At 61.5% G+C, this 16,263-nt stretch carries 12 protein-coding genes; 7 read left to right on the plus strand and 5 right to left on the minus strand.

The features are described from left to right. Positions 1-110: 110 nt before the first annotated feature. Positions 111-1,625: a carboxylesterase/lipase family protein gene (locus MHX63_RS02355; RefSeq protein WP_239387069.1), complete on the minus strand. Its 1,515-nt coding sequence runs from the start codon at positions 1,623-1,625 to the stop codon at positions 111-113. A gap of 87 nt (positions 1,626-1,712) precedes the next feature. On the opposite strand from MHX63_RS02355, the gene MHX63_RS02360 reads away from it, so the two are divergent. From MHX63_RS02360 to MHX63_RS02370, 3 genes are read left to right on the plus strand one after another with little or no spacing between them, the layout of a single operon-like run. Continuing rightward, positions 1,713-2,480 carry a hypothetical protein gene (locus tag MHX63_RS02360; RefSeq protein ID WP_239387070.1) on the plus strand — a complete coding sequence of 256 codons (768 nt, stop codon included), beginning with the start codon at positions 1,713-1,715 and terminating at the stop codon, positions 2,478-2,480. A gap of 41 nt (positions 2,481-2,521) precedes the next feature. Further along, complete coding sequence (locus MHX63_RS02365; RefSeq protein WP_239387071.1) at positions 2,522-5,995, plus strand: ABC transporter ATP-binding protein; 3,474 nt, start codon at positions 2,522-2,524, stop codon at positions 5,993-5,995. Between the two features lie 53 nt (positions 5,996-6,048). Next, the gene (locus MHX63_RS02370) at positions 6,049-9,744 is read left to right on the plus strand and encodes a multifunctional oxoglutarate decarboxylase/oxoglutarate dehydrogenase thiamine pyrophosphate-binding subunit/dihydrolipoyllysine-residue succinyltransferase subunit (RefSeq protein WP_239387072.1); all 3,696 of its coding nucleotides are present in this window, start codon (positions 6,049-6,051) and stop codon (positions 9,742-9,744) included. 103 nt (positions 9,745-9,847) lie between these two features. Here the strand turns inward: MHX63_RS02370 and MHX63_RS02375 are convergent, their stop codons facing one another. Further along, on the minus strand, positions 9,848-10,444 hold the full coding sequence (locus MHX63_RS02375) for a hypothetical protein (protein WP_239387073.1): 597 nt from the start codon (positions 10,442-10,444) through the stop codon (positions 9,848-9,850). Between the two features lie 91 nt (positions 10,445-10,535). On the opposite strand from MHX63_RS02375, the gene MHX63_RS02380 reads away from it, so the two are divergent. From MHX63_RS02380 to MHX63_RS02390, 3 genes are all read left to right on the plus strand, one after another. Continuing rightward, on the plus strand, positions 10,536-11,852 hold the full coding sequence (locus tag MHX63_RS02380) for a magnesium transporter MgtE N-terminal domain-containing protein (protein WP_239387074.1): 1,317 nt from the start codon (positions 10,536-10,538) through the stop codon (positions 11,850-11,852). Positions 11,853-11,859: 7 nt separating this feature from the next. Beyond that, positions 11,860-12,396: a DUF1003 domain-containing protein gene (locus MHX63_RS02385; RefSeq protein WP_239387075.1), complete on the plus strand. Its 537-nt coding sequence runs from the start codon at positions 11,860-11,862 to the stop codon at positions 12,394-12,396. Between the two features lie 65 nt (positions 12,397-12,461). After that, the gene (locus MHX63_RS02390) at positions 12,462-13,592 is read left to right on the plus strand and encodes an Mrp/NBP35 family ATP-binding protein (RefSeq protein WP_070488153.1); all 1,131 of its coding nucleotides are present in this window, start codon (positions 12,462-12,464) and stop codon (positions 13,590-13,592) included. Between the two features lie 31 nt (positions 13,593-13,623). Here the strand turns inward: MHX63_RS02390 and tatB are convergent, their stop codons facing one another. From tatB to sigE, 3 genes are all read right to left on the minus strand, one after another. Continuing rightward, positions 13,624-14,211, minus strand: a complete 588-nt coding sequence (tatB, locus tag MHX63_RS02395) for a Sec-independent protein translocase subunit TatB (RefSeq protein ID WP_239387076.1) — start codon at positions 14,209-14,211, stop codon at positions 13,624-13,626. 36 nt (positions 14,212-14,247) lie between these two features. Beyond that, entirely contained in the window at positions 14,248-14,616 is a 369-nt protein-coding gene (locus tag MHX63_RS02400; RefSeq protein ID WP_239387077.1) for a zf-HC2 domain-containing protein, read from the minus strand. A 90-nt stretch (positions 14,617-14,706) separates the two neighbouring features. After that, entirely contained in the window at positions 14,707-15,291 is a 585-nt protein-coding gene (sigE, locus tag MHX63_RS02405) for an RNA polymerase sigma factor SigE (protein ID WP_239387078.1), read from the minus strand. A 205-nt stretch (positions 15,292-15,496) separates the two neighbouring features. Here sigE and MHX63_RS02410 point away from each other — a divergent pair, with 205 nt between their 5' ends. Further along, entirely contained in the window at positions 15,497-16,177 is a 681-nt protein-coding gene (locus tag MHX63_RS02410; RefSeq protein WP_239387079.1) for an O-methyltransferase, read from the plus strand. Positions 16,178-16,263 lie beyond the last annotated feature (86 nt).

Consider the following 16,263-nt stretch of genomic DNA (forward strand, 5'->3'; position numbering starts at 1 on the left):
CCCGGACAACACGTCTCCATGCAAAACCAATTGGGTGCCTCTCCACCTCATGAGCCCACCGTGAGCCCCCCTTGTGGACCCGTATAGTCCGTCGCTATCTCACACCAGAACTAGCGCCCGGGCCTAGGCATCGCCACGGAGCTCTCGTCGCCCTCCCAGCCCCGCATGTCGAACTTCTCCCATACCCGGCGAAACTCCGCACGGGGATCTTCCTCCAGCCTCACTTCCCGCTCAAACACCTGCGTCGCCCGGTTTTCTAATGTGTAAGGCGCCCACCCCGGGTTGGCATCCCAGATAAACGCCTTCCAGGCCCTTTGCATGTGTTCAGAGACCACAGCCATCTCCCCGCCTAAAACGAAGCTGGCCTTCGAGGACTTGGCGTCACCAAAAAGAGCCGACAGCTCCATCGAATGCATCGCCCCCACCCCGAGCCGCCGCAACATCGCGGGGGTATAGTCGAAGCGATACATCCATACGGGTGCCCCGGCCGCCTGGTGCAAATCGGCGAGCCGGATGGACTGCGCCCAGAACACGGCGTCGGTGAGCATTTGCGCAAAAACCCCGCGGCGCCCAATGTCCCCGTAGGCGGTCTCGATCTGTTCGGCCAGCGCCGGATCGTGGGCACGCAGCATTGTCCGGGCCGCCTTTATCCGAGCAGTCTTAGAAAAGAACAGCACCTGTGCGGCCGACAGTTCGTCATTGTTAGTGCCAATGAGCAGCGGGATCTGCCGATGCTCGGCACGCTCGAAGATTCCCAAAGGGTGGTCCGAAAGAAGTTCACCGTCGATGGCGATGCCAAAGGCCATATTCATTTCCCGTAGTCCGCCACCCCGCCACAGCATCTGCTGCCCAGCGCGCACCACGTCGGCGAAGTGCAAAGCGCGTAGTTCGGCGATGGACGTCGTGCGCGGAACCAGTCCGGAATATTGCGTGAGTTTGCGTGCCCATAGGTTCGACTGAGCGTTGGTGTGCACGCTCATCACGGGTGCCGACTGCAGAATTACCCGGTGGAAGAGACCCCGTGCAGCGGGAATGGTCATCAAAGTGGCAGCGGAAGTCCCGCCTGCGGATTCACCCATTAGAACCACATTGGCCGGGTCGCCCCCGAAGCCCGCGATGTTCTTCCGCACCCATTCCAGCGCCAGGATCTGGTCGCGGGTCGCGGGGTTGGGTTCGCACCCGGCGGTGTCGGGGACGTCCAGGGAGCTCATATCCACATACCCCAGCGCGCCGAGCCGGAAGTTCAAAGCGACGTACACTACGTCCAATTCTTTGGCGAAGTTATGCCCCCGCAGTACTGCCGTGTGGGAGGCCCCGGCGAAGAACCCTCCACCGTGCAGGAACACCACAACTGGCAACTTGGCGTCGGTGTCTGGCCGGACGATATCTAGGTTCAGGCAGTCCTCGTCGCCGATGACTTCGTCTTTCCAGTTGTAAGCCGTCTGTGGAGCGACGTTTCCGTACTCTTCCGCTGGCCACTCCCCCTGCCAGCGCACTGGACGTGGGGCTTTCCAGCGTTCCGCGGAGCCGAATGGAATGCCGCGCCACGTCCGCACGCCATCGACCCGGACGCCCCGGACGAATCCGCCCGTGGTCTCTACGCGTACGCCATCCTGATTCATCATTTCACTATCCTAAGCACTAGCGCCTACCGACGGTCGGGCAAGCGCATCCCCTACCATCGGCGAACTTTTGCCCTACTGTTGGTGCCCATGGGAATTCTCAACTTCGGCACGTCCAATCAACCGCGCGACGAGGCCACGGCTACCACTGATCTCATTCAGCAGGCTCGGCATGCACCGTACCCCTCCGGCCCAATCGCTCGCCGCTTCTTCGGAGCCATCGACCGCACGGTCTCTATCCAGGAGCCGCTGATCCGGTCCTATGTGGCAAAGATTGAGCAGAAGCATGGTGACGCCACGCCGCAGCGCCGACAGGAAATTCTGGACACGCACTTTAAGAATCTGGCCACGGGTTCCGGCGCGGGCACCGGTGGCGTGGCCGCCGTTCCGGGCGTGGGTACTTTGCTCTCCTTGGCGGGAATTGCCGCGGAATCCGCGTTGCTCATTGAGGTTTGTGCACTTTACGCCCTGGCATCAGCAGAGTTGAATGGCATCGATATTTCCAAGGAAGAGACGCGCCGTGCGGTGGTGTATCTGGCGATCTCCGGGGCTACGGCCAAGGAGTTGGTACAGGCACTGGCCGAGGACCGCACCTTAAGCTCGCTGCAGGCAGCTAACCGGCTGCGAGGTGCGCGCAAACTGCGCAAAACCAGTTCCGTCGAGTTAAAGCAGGCCAACAACATCCTCGGACGCTTCGCATTTCGCCAGGTGCGCAAAAGCTTCGGCGGCGCAATGTTTAAGAAAGTTCTGCCGTTTGGCGTCGGCGCCTACCTGGGAGCTAAGGCCAACCGGAAGATCGCGGAGCGCATGATCGACAACGTGCACGTCTTCATCCGCGAGGCCGACGAGATCTTCTAGCTCGCCGGGGGATGTCCAACCCCCGCGTTAAAATCATCGGCGTGCTCAGAATCATCCGAGAATCCGCCCGGCACCACCGGTGGCTATTCACCGCCGTGGTGGTTTTCTCCGTGCTCTTGCCCACCATTGAGTTGCTACTGCCACTGCTCGCGGGCGCGTCCGTGGATGGCAGTACGCGCGCGATCGGGTTGCTGGTGGCGGTAGCCTGCGCGCGTTTCGTTACGCAGGCGTTGCGGCGTTTTCTATCTGGCACGTTTAGTGTGCGCGCTCAGCACAGCCTGCGCACCCGGATGTTTGCGGCGATCCAGGCGGTCGACGAGAACGCAGCGCGGTCTTTCGGCACCGGCCAGGTGATTTCGCGCACCATCACGGACCTGACGAAGGTGCAGGGCATGGTCGCGATGCTCCCACTGATGGCTTCCAGCATGCTCGAGCTAGTGCTGATCTTCGCCGTGGTGCTGTGGATTTCTCCGCCCATCGCCGGGATTATTGCGGTACAGATCCCGCTGCTCCTCACCGTGGCTTATGCTTCGCGCAAGAAACTATACGGCCCGTCCTTGGCTTCGCAGCGCCAGGCGGCGGTGGTAGCAGAGCAGGTTGAGCGCACTGTTTCCGGCGTACAGGTGATGAAGAGCTTCGCTCAGGAGCCACGCGAAATCGGCCGCTACCGGCGGGAATCCGCCCGGCAGTATGGCATAAACATGCGCGTAGGCAAGCTCAGTGCAATATTCCAACCTGCACTTTCCGCCCTGCCAAACGTGGCGTTGGTGGCGGCGATTGCACTGGGCGGCTGGCTGGCCATGCACGATGCGATCAGTGTTGGTGACTTCCTGGCGGTCTCCACGTTCATCACGATGCTCGCCCGTCTTACTCGCATGGCGGCGGGGATGCTGGTCAATGTGCACATCACCCAACCGTGTGCGGATCGCATTTTCGAGATTATTGACGCCCCGCCGCGCCCCACCGGCACCACTTCTGTGCGCGCCCCCATGGGGTTTTTCGGCAGCGTATCCATCAGCCCGGGGCAGCCCCCGATTCGGCTGAACATCCCACCGTCGAGTACGACGATCGTGGAAGGCCCAGTGGCTTCGGGAAAGACCCGCCTAGCCCACGCCTTGGCTGGCTTGAACACCCAGGATGCGGCGGACATCCAGGTGATGAATTCCGGCGATGGCACACCGATCCCGCTGCTGGAGGTGCGAGAATCCGGCCGGCCAGCGCTGGTGATGGACGAGGCGTTCCTTTACTCCGGGACGATTCGGGAAAACATTCTGCTTGGATACTCGGCCACGGACGCAAAGGTCTGGGAAGCCGCTCGGCTGGCCTGTGCCGATCACTTCATCTGCGAAGCGGGCGGGTTGGATACCGTCGTCGGCGAGCGCGGCATCACACTATCCGGCGGGCAGCGCCAGCGTATTGCCATCGCACGCGTGCTACTGCGAGCCCCGCACACGATAATTTTCGATGACGCTACCTCGGCCATCGACCAGGCCACCGAGGCTCGGATCCTGGCTAACCTCCGCGCCGCGGTGTCCCAGCCTACGGTGATTTACATAAGCCACCGCGCGGACGGTGGCTTCCGCGATCCGGACCAGACGATATCCCTGCCTGCAGCACTGCCGACGGTTGCGGCTGAATCAGCCTCAGTCGCAGCCGAAACCGCCCCTGTCTCCGACGGTGCTGCCGACCCCGCGAGTCACCCATCCGTAGAACCTCGAATCGCGGACCTCAACGACAGCGGAAGCTTCCGCCTGCGCACCCTGTTCGCCATGGTGCCCGGTCTCATCGCAGCGGTGGTCGTCACGCTGTTCCTCTCCTCCGCCGCCGACATCGCCCTGCCCACCTTTATCCGCCACGCCATCGACGGCGGAGTGGCGAACAACGATATGGGGGCACTGTGGATCACTTGTGGAGCCGCCCTGCTCGTAGTGGCGCTTTCGTGGGGCGCACAGAGCGCCAATACCGTGCTCACCACGCTGACTGGTGAAAGGCTGATTTTCACCTTGCGAAACCGGCTGTTCCGACACATCACCAGGATGGATCTTCTGTGGTTCCACCGCCAGTCGAGCGGCAGGATCATGACCCGCCTCACGACCGACATCGACTCTCTTTCGAACTTCCTGCAGTCTGGGCTTTCCCAAACAATCGTGTCGGCCACCCTGGCTTTAGGCATCCTTGGAATGCTTATCAGCACTGATCTCACGCTGGCTGGAATAGTCGCGCTATTCTTACCCGTGATCGTGGTGGCGACGGTGATATTCCGCATGATTTCCCATCGCCTCTACACCCGGGCAAGAAACCAGATCAGCCAAGTCAATGCCACGTTCCAGGAAGCTCTCATGGGACTGCCCACTGGCCAAGCTTTCGGCTACGCTGCGGCATTGCAGGCTCGCCTGGATAACGAATCCCGTGAATACCTCCGCCTGCGCACCCATTCCCAAACAGCGGTAAGCCTTTATTTTCCCGGCATTAATCTGCTCACTCAGCTCGCGCAGGCCGCGATACTCAGTGCCGGCGGAACCCTCATTGCCAATGGCCAGACCTCCGAGGGCGCGCTGGTTGCATTCAGCCTCTACCTGACAATGCTCTTCGGCCCGATTCAACAGCTTTCCCAAGTATTCGATCAGTTCCAGCAAGCCAGCGTCAGTGCCTCCCGGATCCGCGAACTACTTAACGAACGCCCGGCAATCACCGCAGTAGCAGACGGAGAAGTACCGGCTTTCGTGAATGGCCCGGCGATTGGGTGTGAGGGCGTCATATATAAATACAGAAGCGACAAACCAAGCAAGCACAGCGAACAAGGCGAACAGAGTGAAAACGCCGAGCCCACCCTAGATATCGCCCACACTTTCCGCGGCACAACAGCAGTGGTCGGTGTAACGGGCGCGGGCAAAACCACCCTGCTGCGGCTAATAAACCGGTTCATGGATCCCACGGAGGGGACGATAAGGGCGGACGGCACAGATATCCGAGCTTTCGATGTGCGCGGCTGGCGGCGCTGCATCGGCACGGTGCCTCAAGAGCCGTATTTGTTCGCCGGAACTGTGGCCGAGAACATCGCTTATGGCGCAGACGAAACGAGCAAAACCGACCTAGCCCAGGTGCAGGCGGCCGTAAAGCGAATTGGCGGCGAAAAGATCCTGCAGACCATACCCGGCGGGCTAAGCGCCCGCGTCTTCCCCGGAACGAGCACGCTCTCGGCTGGGCAAAAACACATGATCGCGCTAGCACGGGCGGAATACATCCGGCCGGCCATCATGTTGTTAGACGAGGCGACGGCCAACATCAGCGACGACGAGGAAGCGCAGATCATCGAAGCGATCAACCGCGTGACCCGCGACCGTACCGCACTCATCGTCGCGCACCGGCTGCGCACTGCCGCCCGAGCCGACACAATCGTCGTAATGGACCACGGCCGTATCGTCGAAATAGGCGAACATAACAACCTACTACAAAACGACGGCCCATATGCCGAATTGTGGAATGCCGCACCAAGACCCACAACGGGTTTGTAGTAGGGTGGAACGACGAGACTTAAAGTCATAAAGGAAAGAGGCGAGGACCTGCTGTGAGCAGCGCAAATTTCGGTCAAAACGAGTGGCTGGTCGATTTGATGTACCAGCAGTACAAGGAAGACCCAAAGTCTGTCGACGCTGAATGGCGCGATTACTTTGAGAAAAATTCCTCTCCGGTAAATTCGTCGAGCAAAACCCAGGCTGCGACGGACAACGGAGCACAAAAGACCACGGGCGGCCAAAGCTCCACCAAGAACACCGTCACCCCCACCCGGGATACGACGGCGGGTGGCAAGCAGCCTAAGGGCTCTGCATCCCAAAACCAGGACAGCAGCGTAAAGCCCACCCCGAAGCGCACCGCTCCGCCTACTCCGAAGCAGCCGGTAGAGGCGCCAGAACCCGGCGAGTCCCCCATTAAGGGCGCCGCAAGGGCCGTAGTTAAGAACATGGACGCTTCCCTGGAGATCCCGACGGCTACGTCCGTGCGCGATATGCCGGCGAAGCTGATGTTCGAAAACCGCGCGATGGTCAACGAAACCCTGCGTGCACGCGGCGGCGGCAAGATTAGCTTTACTCACATCATCGGCTACGCCCTGGTGCAGGCAGTCAAGGCTCACCCGGATATGAACAACTCCTACGAGGTTGTCGACGGTAAGCCGACCCTCGTTACCCCGGAGCACATCAACCTGGGCCTGGCTATCGACATGGTGGGCAAGAACGGTCAGCGTTCCCTGGTGGTTGCAGCCATCAAGGAAGCCGAGAACATGTCCTTCGGCGAGTTCGTGGAAAAGTACGAGGACGTTGTTCACCGCGGCCGCGAAGGCAAGCTGACGATGGACGACTTCACCGGCGTGACCATCTCCCTGACCAACCCGGGCGGCATCGGCACCCGCCACTCCGTGCCGCGCCTGACAAAGGGCCAGGGCGCCATCATTGGCGTGGGCTCCATGGACTATCCCGCCGAGTTCGCGGGCGCATCCGAGGATCGCCTGGGCGAGATGGGCATCGGCAAGCTGGTGACCATCACCTCCACTTATGACCACCGCATCATCCAGGGTGCAGAGTCCGGCGAGTTCCTGCGCACCATGAGCCGCCTGCTGATCAACGACGAGTTCTGGGACGAGATCTTCCACGCCATGCGCGTGCCCTACGCTCCGACCCGTTGGAGCCAGGACCTGCCGAACATCGGCGTAGACAAGTCCACCCGTGTGATGCAGCTGATCGAGGCCTACCGCTCCCGCGGCCACCTGATCGCCAACGTCAACCCGCTGCAGTGGACGCAGCCGGGTCTACCTATCCCGGACCACTCCGACCTGGACATCGAGTCCCACGGCCTGACCCTCTGGGACTTCGATCGCACCTTCCACGTTGGTGGTTTCGCCGGTCGCGAAACCATGACGCTGCGTGAGGTTCTTGCCCACCTGCGCAAGGCCTACACCCTCAAGGTTGGCTCGGAATACACCCACATTCTGGACGCCGAAGAGCGCACCTGGCTGCAGGAGCGCATCGAGGCTGGCCAGGAGGGATTCAGCCCGGCACAACAGAAGTACATCCTGCAGAAGTTGAACTCCGCCGAGGCTTTCGAGAACTTCCTGCAGACCAAGTACGTCGGCCAGAAGCGCTTCTCTCTGGAGGGTGCCGAGACCCTAATCCCGATGATGGATGCCGCCATCGACCGCGCTGCCGACGCAGCCCTGGACGAGGTCATTATCGGCATGCCGCACCGTGGCCGCCTGAACGTGCTGGCCAACATCGTGGGCAAGCCTTACGCACAGATCTTCACCGAATTCGAGGGCAACATCGATCCGGGCGCCGCTGGCGGTTCCGGCGACGTGAAGTACCACCTGGGTCAGCAGGGCCACTACCACCAGATGTTCGGTGACAACGAGATCGACATCTACCTGGCGGCCAACCCCTCCCACCTGGAGGCCGTCAACCCAGTCATGGAGGGCATCGCCCGCGCCAAGCAGGACCAGCTGCACGAAAAGCACACCGTCATGCCACTGCTGCTGCACGGCGACGCTGCCTTCACCGGCCTGGGTATTGTGCAGGAGACCATCAACCTGGCTCGCCTGGAAGCCTACGAGGTCGGCGGTACCATCCACATCATCGTGAACAACCAGATCGGCTTCACCACCACCCCGGATGCCGGCCGTTCCACCCACTACGCCACCGACCTGGCTAAGGGCTTCGACTGCCCGGTGTTCCACGTCAACGGCGACGACCCAGAGGCAGTCGTGTGGGTTGCAAACCTGGCTGTGGATTACCGCAACCGCTTCGGCAAGGACGTATTCATCGACCTGGTTACCTACCGCCGTCGCGGCCACAACGAGGCCGACGATCCGTCGATGACCCAGCCGCTGATGTACAAGCTGATTGGCGAGACGAAGAGCTCCCGCGATCAGTACACCGAGACCCTGCTGGGTCGCGGCGACCTGACCGAGGAAGACATCGAGCGCGTGCAGCGCGACTTCCACGAGCAGCTGGAGACCGTGTTCACCCAGGTGCGCGAGGCGGAAAAGGGTGCCACGCCGAAGGAACAAAGCGGCATTACCGGCTCCCAGGATCTGCCGCACGGCCTGGATACGTCCGTGGATCGTGAGCTCGTTGAGCGCATCGGCGACGCGTTCGCTGACATTCCGGAGCACATCACCCCGCACCCGCGCGTGCAGCCAGTGATCAAGCGTCGCAAGGAAATGTCCCGTAACGGAAAGATCGACTGGGGCTTCGCCGAGCTACTGGCATTCGGCTCCCTGGTTCACGGTGGCAAGCTCGTGCGCCTGGTCGGTGAGGATTCCCTGCGTGGTACCTTCACCCAGCGTCACGCTGTGCTCTTCGACCACACCGACCACGACCGCTACAGCCCGCTGGAAGAGCTGGCACGCGAGTCCGGCAAGGGCGGTGGCTTCGAAGCCTACAACTCCGCTCTGACCGAGTACGCGGGAATGGGCTTCGAGTACGGTTACTCCGTGGGTAACCCGGATGCCCTGGTGGCGTGGGAGGCTCAGTTCGGCGACTTTGCCAACGGCGCCCAGACCATCCTCGACGAGTACGTCTCCTCCGGAGAAGCCAAGTGGGGTCAGATTTCCTCCCTGGTGCTGCTGCTGCCGCACGGCTACGAGGGTCAGGGTCCGGACCACTCCTCCGCCCGCATCGAGCGTTTCCTGCAGATGTCGGCTGAGGGCTCCTGGACCATCGCCCAGCCTTCTACCCCGGCAAACTACTTCCACTTGCTGCGTCGCCACGCTCTGGGCTCTCTGAAGCGCCCGCTGGTTATCTTCACCCCGAAATCGATGCTGCGCAACAGGATGGCTGTTTCCTCTGTGGAGGACTTCACCGAGGTGAAGAAGTTCCAGTCCGTGATCGACGATCCGAACCAGAATGGTAAGAACGAGAACGTCAAGACCGTCCTGATGTGCTCGGGCAAGATCTACTGGGACCTGGAGAAGAAGCGCCAGGCAGACGGCCGCGACGATGTCGCCATCGTCCGTGTGGAAATGCTGCACCCGATTCCGTTCAACCGCATCAAGGATGCGCTGGATAACTACCCGAACGCAGAGGTGCGCTGGGTTCAGGACGAACCGGCCAACCAGGGCCCGTGGCCGTTCCTGGCTCTGCAGCTACCGGAGCACATCCCGGGTATCCAGCTGAAGCGCGTATCCCGCCGAGCACAGTCCTCCACCGCCACCGGTGTTGCGAAGGTGCACCAGCTGGAGCAGAAGCAGCTGCTGGAGGAGGCTTTCGAGTAAAGCGATCCCCCGCCAGGCGCTAGTCCCGCGCTAGCGCCTAAGCTGGCCAAGAGCCCGCCACAAACCTCCAAGGTTTAAGTGGCGGGCTCTTTCTCTTTTGCGTTTAGGCCCCGAGCATCTCCATCGACGTCCCCAACGCAACGGAGTTCAATTTTCGGAGTTTATCGCGCCCAACCACCCGCTTCGCATAAAGCACCACTGCGTTCTGCGGTAGCGAACTATCCTCACATGGGGTGGCATCCCCGGGCAAGGTCGCTCCAACTTCCTGCGGCAGTGAACTCAGCAATTCGTCGTAGACGAGGTACTTCTCATCCACTTTTTCCCCGCTACCGCCTTCCCCGCCTTCCTTCTTCAGCTCATGTCGCAGTTCCATCGCCCGGTTGCGGTCCAGCAGGTCTAGCAGCTCTCCCGTACAGCCGAAAGTTGCGTCTATCTCCCCGGTGCGTAGCTGCCGTGTCCGTTGGTCCGCGGGCACCGGCTGACGCTCCCCCTTGCGATCATCACCATTGAGTTCTCGCACCAGGTAGCGTCCGAAGGCCTCGGAGTAGCGCTCGGGCATCGGCGCGTGCCCCACATGCTTTTCCGGCACTCCAATCAGGAAGGGCTCGGGCTGTTCCTCGGCACAGGCCGTCAGGCCACCGATGGCTGCCAGGCAGGTCGCTGTCGCGATTATTGACGCCACGTTCCGCCTGCCCAGCATTCGCATCTCTACCTTGCCCCTTTCGTTCGCTGTAAGCCTTCTAACTCGCCACATTCTACCCCGTGAGGGCGATGAAGTAACCTAAGTACCCATGAGTACTAGTCGTGTTTATGCAGGACGTTTGGCCGGCCTTGTCGTGCTGGGGCCGGATGGCGAGTCCGTCGGCCGTGTCCGCGATGTCGTCATCACCATCCACGGCGACAATGCGACTGCCTTGGGCTTGGTAGTGGAGATTGCGAATAAGCGCAAGATCTTCCTCCCTATGCTCCGCATCGCAACGATCACCGGCACGGACATCACCACCACGTCCAGTTCCGTGAACCTGCGCCCCTTTAAGTCCCGCTCCGGGGAACTGACGATCTTCGAGGACCTCGTTGGTTCGAAGGTGCACACCGACGATCCGGGGCACGAGGATCTGCACGGCAAGGTTGTGGAAATCACGGACGTGGAGTTGACCCGTAGCCGTCGCCGGGAATGGAAGATCCGCAATCTGGCTGTGACCCAACGCAGCCGCCTTGGGCGTAAAACGTCAATCGACATCATCCCTATCGAGCACATTCAGGGGCTCCACGCCTCGGGCACGGGCGCGGTGAACCAGGATGCCGAGCTCATCGCCTCGTTCCAGCAGATGCGCAACGCCGACGTGGCGAACGCCCTGGTGGAGATGGACGATGCGAGACGCAACAAGATCGCTTCCGAGCTGGACGATGAGCGTCTGGCGGATGTGCTGGCGGAGATGCCGGACGACGATCAGGCGGCGATTCTTGAACACCTGAACATCGAACGTGCCGCGGACGTTCTGGAGGAGATGGATCCGGACGATGCCGCCGATATTCTGTCCGAGCTGCCGGAGGACACCTCTGACGTCCTGCTGGAGCTGATGGACCCCGAGGAGTCGGAGCCGGTCCGTCGCCTCATGGACTTCTCGCCCGAAACTGTTGGTGCGTTGATGACGCCCGAGCCGATCATTTTGACGCCCCAGGCTACCGTCGCCGAAGCTCTCGCCCACGCGCGCAACCCAGAACTGCCGACGTCCCTGTCCTCCCTGGTCTTTGTTGTGCGTCCTCCCCAGGCGACCCCGACGGGAAAGTACCTGGGCTGTGTCCACCTGCAGAAGTTGCTGCGCGAGCCCCCGTCTTCTCTGATCGGCGGCATCCTGGATCTGGAGCTGCCGGCGTTGTTCGCCGAAGACAGTCAGGAGACCGCGGCGCGTTACTTTGCGACATACAACCTGGTATGCGGCCCGGTGCTGGACCACGACCAGCACCTGCTAGGCGCAGTGAGCGTCGATGACCTACTGGACCACATGCTGCCGGAGGACTGGCGTGAGGAAGACTGGCGCGTCGAATCTCCAGCAACGCCTGCACCGTCGGAAACACAGGCTAAGTCTGAAGTGAAGGAGGCATAGGCACACCATGGCTCGTAAGTTTTCCCGCGCGGATCTCGATACACCAACCGATGCCACGCGCCAGAAGAAGAAGTTCAACCTGGATGGCGACGGAGTGGGCCGGGTAGCCGAGAACATCGCCCGCTTCCTGGGAACCGGCAAGTATCTCTTCTATCAGACCGTCATCGTGATCGCCTGGATCGCTTTGAACCTGGGCGGCATGTGGTGGAACTGGGATCCCTACCCTTTCATCCTGCTGAACCTTGCCTTCTCCACCCAAGCCGCATACGCTGCGCCGCTGATTCTGTTGGCACAGAACCGCCAGGATGACCGCGACCGCGTCAGCCTGGATGAGGACCGCCGCCGCGCCGCGGAAACCAAGGCCGATACGGAGTTCCTGGCCCGCGAGGTCGCCAGCGTGCGCATTGCCGTCGGCGAAACCGTCACGCGCGATTACCTACGCCGCGAGCTGGAGGAGCTCAACGACATCCTGCGACGCATCGACGACAAGATCGATGACTCCCGCCGTGACGAAAAAGCCCGCGGGGATGCGCGCGAGGACTAGCCCGCGCGCCCGCAAGCGAGGCCAAATTAGCGTCTCGCCGGTCGTTCGATAGACTGAAACCCATCATGTCCCAAGTCACTGAATCCGCTGTACGCAGCGCGCTATCCCGCGTAGAGGATCCTGAACTAAACCGCACGATCACGGATCTCGGCATGGTGAAGTCCATCGACATCAACGGTAGTGATGTCGCCGTGGAGATCTACCTGACGATCGCCGGTTGCCCAATGAAGAACCACCTGACGGAGAAGACGCGCGAGGCCGCGGCTTCCGTCGAAGGCGTGGAAAACGTCACGGTCACCACCGACGTTATGAGCGATGAGCAGCGCCGTAATGTCCGCCAGATGGTGCGAGGCGACTCGGCCGACCCGGTGATCCCCTTCGCCCAGGCTGATTCCACCACCCGAGTATTTGCAGTCGCCTCCGGTAAGGGCGGCGTGGGCAAGTCCAGCGTCACCGTAAACCTCGCTGTCGCTTTGCAGAAGCGCGGCCTTAAAGTCGGCGTAATCGACGCTGACATTTACGGCCACTCCGTCCCCGGCCTCATGGGCTCCACGGACAAGCCGCACCAGGTGGACGAGATGATCATGCCGCTGCAAGCGCACGGCGTGAAGCTGATCTCCATCGGCCACTTCATCGGCGATAACTCCCCCGTCGTGTGGCGTGGCCCGATGCTGCACCGCGCGATCCAGCAGTTCCTGGCTGATGTTTTCTGGGGCGACCTGGACATCCTGCTGCTGGATCTGCCCCCGGGCACCGGCGACGTGGCGATCTCGGTGGCACAGCTGGTGCCGAATGCCGAGCTGCTGATCGTTACCACCCCGCAGGCCGCCGCCGCAGAGGTTGCTGAGCGTGCCGGCTCGATCTCCCAGCAAACCCGCCAGCGCATCGGCGGCGTGATCGAGAACATGAGCTGGATGGACATGCCGGACGGCTCCCGCATGGAGGTCTTCGGCTCCGGTGGTGGCCAGTTCGTCGCCGACCGCCTATCCCAGATCACTGGCGCTAAGGTGCCGCTGATGGGCCAGATTCCGCTGGATCCGAACCTGCGCGTCGGCGGCGACCTGGGCAACCCAATTGTGTTGTCCGAACCGAACTCGCCGGCCACCATCGCTTTCGGTGGGATCGCCGATCAGCTGGCGGTGCGCCGCAGTTCGCTGGCAGGTAAGTCGCTGAATCTCGGCGTCACAAAGAAGTAGGCGAAGCAGAAGGAAAACCCGAGCAAAGAGCTTAGGTCACGTCCTCCCACCCGTAGCCGGGTGCGGAGGGCTTTTCTTTAGCTGTGTCCGGGTTCCCCGCGTCACCCGTCAGCTGCTCGGCGGCTTCGGCGACTGGGGAATCGAGGCTAGAGCGGGACTCGCCTGCGTTGGACTGCTGGGTCACGGCAATACCGCCGTTATCCGCGCTACCACTAGCAGGGGCGGGTTGGGGCTCCGCAGAACTCTTGTTCTTGTCGGCTTTGAGGGCCTCGCGCAGGTTCGGCTTGCGCACGGTATCGACGGTGTCCTTCACATCCTGCTTCGTCTCATTGAAGGAGGTCAGGAAGCTATCGTCATCATCCAGAAGAGTCTTGCTGATGAAGCCCTTCGCTCCCATCTGGCGCACCGAGTTGAGCTCCTGCAGTGGCTTGGAGAACTCCCGGAAGTCCTCCCCCAGCTCTCCGTCGATCTGCTCCTTCGCCTGCGAAACGGCCTTCCGCACCGCCAGTAGCATTGCGCGGGCTTCCTTGATGAGCCCCGGCAAGCGCTCCGGGCCGATCAGGAATAGCGCAACGATCAAGAGTACGAGGACTTCGCCCCAACCTACATTGGAAAACACCTGTCTAACCTAGCTTACTCCGTAGAGACTTTCACTTTACTTACCGCGGAAGGGGAGCTTTCTCAGCAGGAGGTCGACGCGGTCGACGAGAGTTTCCGGGCGGCGGCAGCCATCGACGGAGAAGCGGTGCGGAGCCTCGTCTTCGTCGCACTCGTCTGGAATGCGCTGCAGCTTTTCCATCAGTCCGCCGGGGGTGTACACCGCCGAGGCGTGCTCACGCAGACGGTGCGCTGCACTGCGTTGAGCGCGCACCTCCGCACGGCAGGTTTCGCAGTGCACCAGGTGGATCTTCGCTCGGTGTTCGGCTCGGCGGGATAGTTCCCCATCAACCAGCGCGGCGATGGCTTCGGTGGACAGGTGGTCTACGGACAACTCCCCTGGAAAATTCTCTACGAAAGATGTCACGTGCCCTACCTGCCTTTCTGCATGTCCTAGTTGCGGTTACGCTCTAAGCTGCTTAGCTACCAGTAGCAGCTCAGCCAGACCTAGACCGCGCTAAGCCTGGCCAGTGAAAACCAGTTCGCCTTGGTTACGCTCCAGGTTACCCCGAAGTTGCGCGCGGGCGCGGTGGATGCGGGAGCGGACGGTGCCCATCTTGATACCGAGAGTTTGAGAAATCTCGTCGTAACTCATGCCCAGCCCGTCGCACAGAACGACTGCCACGCGGTATTCGGGAGCCAGCTGATCCAGCGCCTGCTCCAGTGCCGGGTCGAGGTTGTTGAGTTCGAACGTGGCCGCGGGGTCGGCGATACCGCCTTCGATGCGGTCGTAATCCTCCGGCAGCGCCTCCATGCGGATCTTCGCGCGGCGCCGAACCATGTCGAGGAACAGGTTGGTGGTGATGCGGTGCAGCCAACCTTCAAAGGTTCCCGGCTGGTAGCTCTTCAGGCTACGGAAAACACGCATGAACGTATCCTGCGTAAGGTCTTCTGCATCTTGCTGGTTACCCGCGAGCCGGTAGGCCAGGCGGTACACACTGTCGGCGTGCTCTGCGACCAGTTCCCCCCAGGTCGGAAGATCACCCGTTCCTGCGTCGAACTCGGCGGTGGTTCGCGGAACGGGGTTCTGGTCTGCGTTCATGACCGTAATTATGGCTAATCGTCCTCAAAAAGTTGTGCTGCTCACCTGGCAGTTTCCTGTGAGGATTTTACCCCTATCTGGGGAGCAAAGAAAGTTCGTCACTTCGGTCACTTCTGTTTACTCTCTTTTCTATTTTTGACGCCACCGCCTGACATGCCGAGGGCAAGCTCAACATCAACGCATTCCTGGCCTATCGTGTGGAAGCGTGAATGCTGCATCATCTTCCCCCATTGAGGCCATCCGTGAGCACGTCCGGGCGACCACCGAGCCGGACGAGGTGACCACCGCTGCCGTAGAGGCAGCAGAAGAGTTTGGTCTGCTCACTCCCGATGCGATGACTGCCGAGTTCTTGGAGTTCATCGCCACCCGCGCTGGCGCGAACGCCGCTGCCCAGGGGCACACCCCCACCGGCATTATCGTTTCTCCCGCCAGCGGTGTGATTGGCCTGCACCTGTTTAAGGGACTGAACGCAGCACAGGTAGAAGGTCACCTGACGTGCATCGAGCCGGAGGTGCAGCACCAGCAGTTAGCCAAGCAAGCTTTCGCCAACGCAGGACAGCGTCCCAATACCTTCCGTTTCCTCCCCAGTGCACCGCTGGACGTCATTCGCCGGCTGGCGAACGATAGCTACGACATCGCGGTCGCAGAGGCAGCCACGGAGGAGTTCACGGCCATTGTGGAATCCACCCTTCCAGCCCTGCGCACCGGTGGTTTGCTGATCCTGCTGGACAGCCTGATGGACGGCCTGGTCGGAGACGATAACCACACCGATCGCCAGACCGTGCGCGCCCGCGAGGCAGATCAATTCTTTCGCGAGCTGGACAACGCCAAGGTCTCCCGTCTCCCCCTTGGCGCCGGCGCCACGCTGATCACCAAAACCAGCTAATCGGAAATCCCCGCGCCCAATCTGAAGGCGCGGAGATTTTCCTGGTGCGGTTCTTCCCAGTGCGGTTCGCTTTTTACGGCCGCACT

Source organism: Corynebacterium sp. ACRQK, assembly GCF_022345965.1.
Lineage (GTDB): Bacteria > Actinomycetota > Actinomycetes > Mycobacteriales > Mycobacteriaceae > Corynebacterium.

Bases quoted from the DNA above. Each gene is read 5' to 3' on its own strand.
- MHX63_RS02355 (WP_239387069.1), bottom strand. From the start codon at position 1,625: ATGATGAATCAGGATGGCGTACGCGTAGAGACCACGGGCGGATTCGTC.
- MHX63_RS02360 (WP_239387070.1), top strand. From the start codon at position 1,713: ATGGGAATTCTCAACTTCGGCACGTCCAATCAACCGCGCGACGAGGCC.
- MHX63_RS02375 (WP_239387073.1), bottom strand. From the start codon at position 10,444: ATGCTGGGCAGGCGGAACGTGGCGTCAATAATCGCGACAGCGACCTGC.
- MHX63_RS02380 (WP_239387074.1), top strand. From the start codon at position 10,536: ATGAGTACTAGTCGTGTTTATGCAGGACGTTTGGCCGGCCTTGTCGTG.
- MHX63_RS02385 (WP_239387075.1), top strand. From the start codon at position 11,860: ATGGCTCGTAAGTTTTCCCGCGCGGATCTCGATACACCAACCGATGCC.
- MHX63_RS02390 (WP_070488153.1), top strand. From the start codon at position 12,462: ATGTCCCAAGTCACTGAATCCGCTGTACGCAGCGCGCTATCCCGCGTA.
- sigE (WP_239387078.1), bottom strand. From the start codon at position 15,291: ATGAACGCAGACCAGAACCCCGTTCCGCGAACCACCGCCGAGTTCGAC.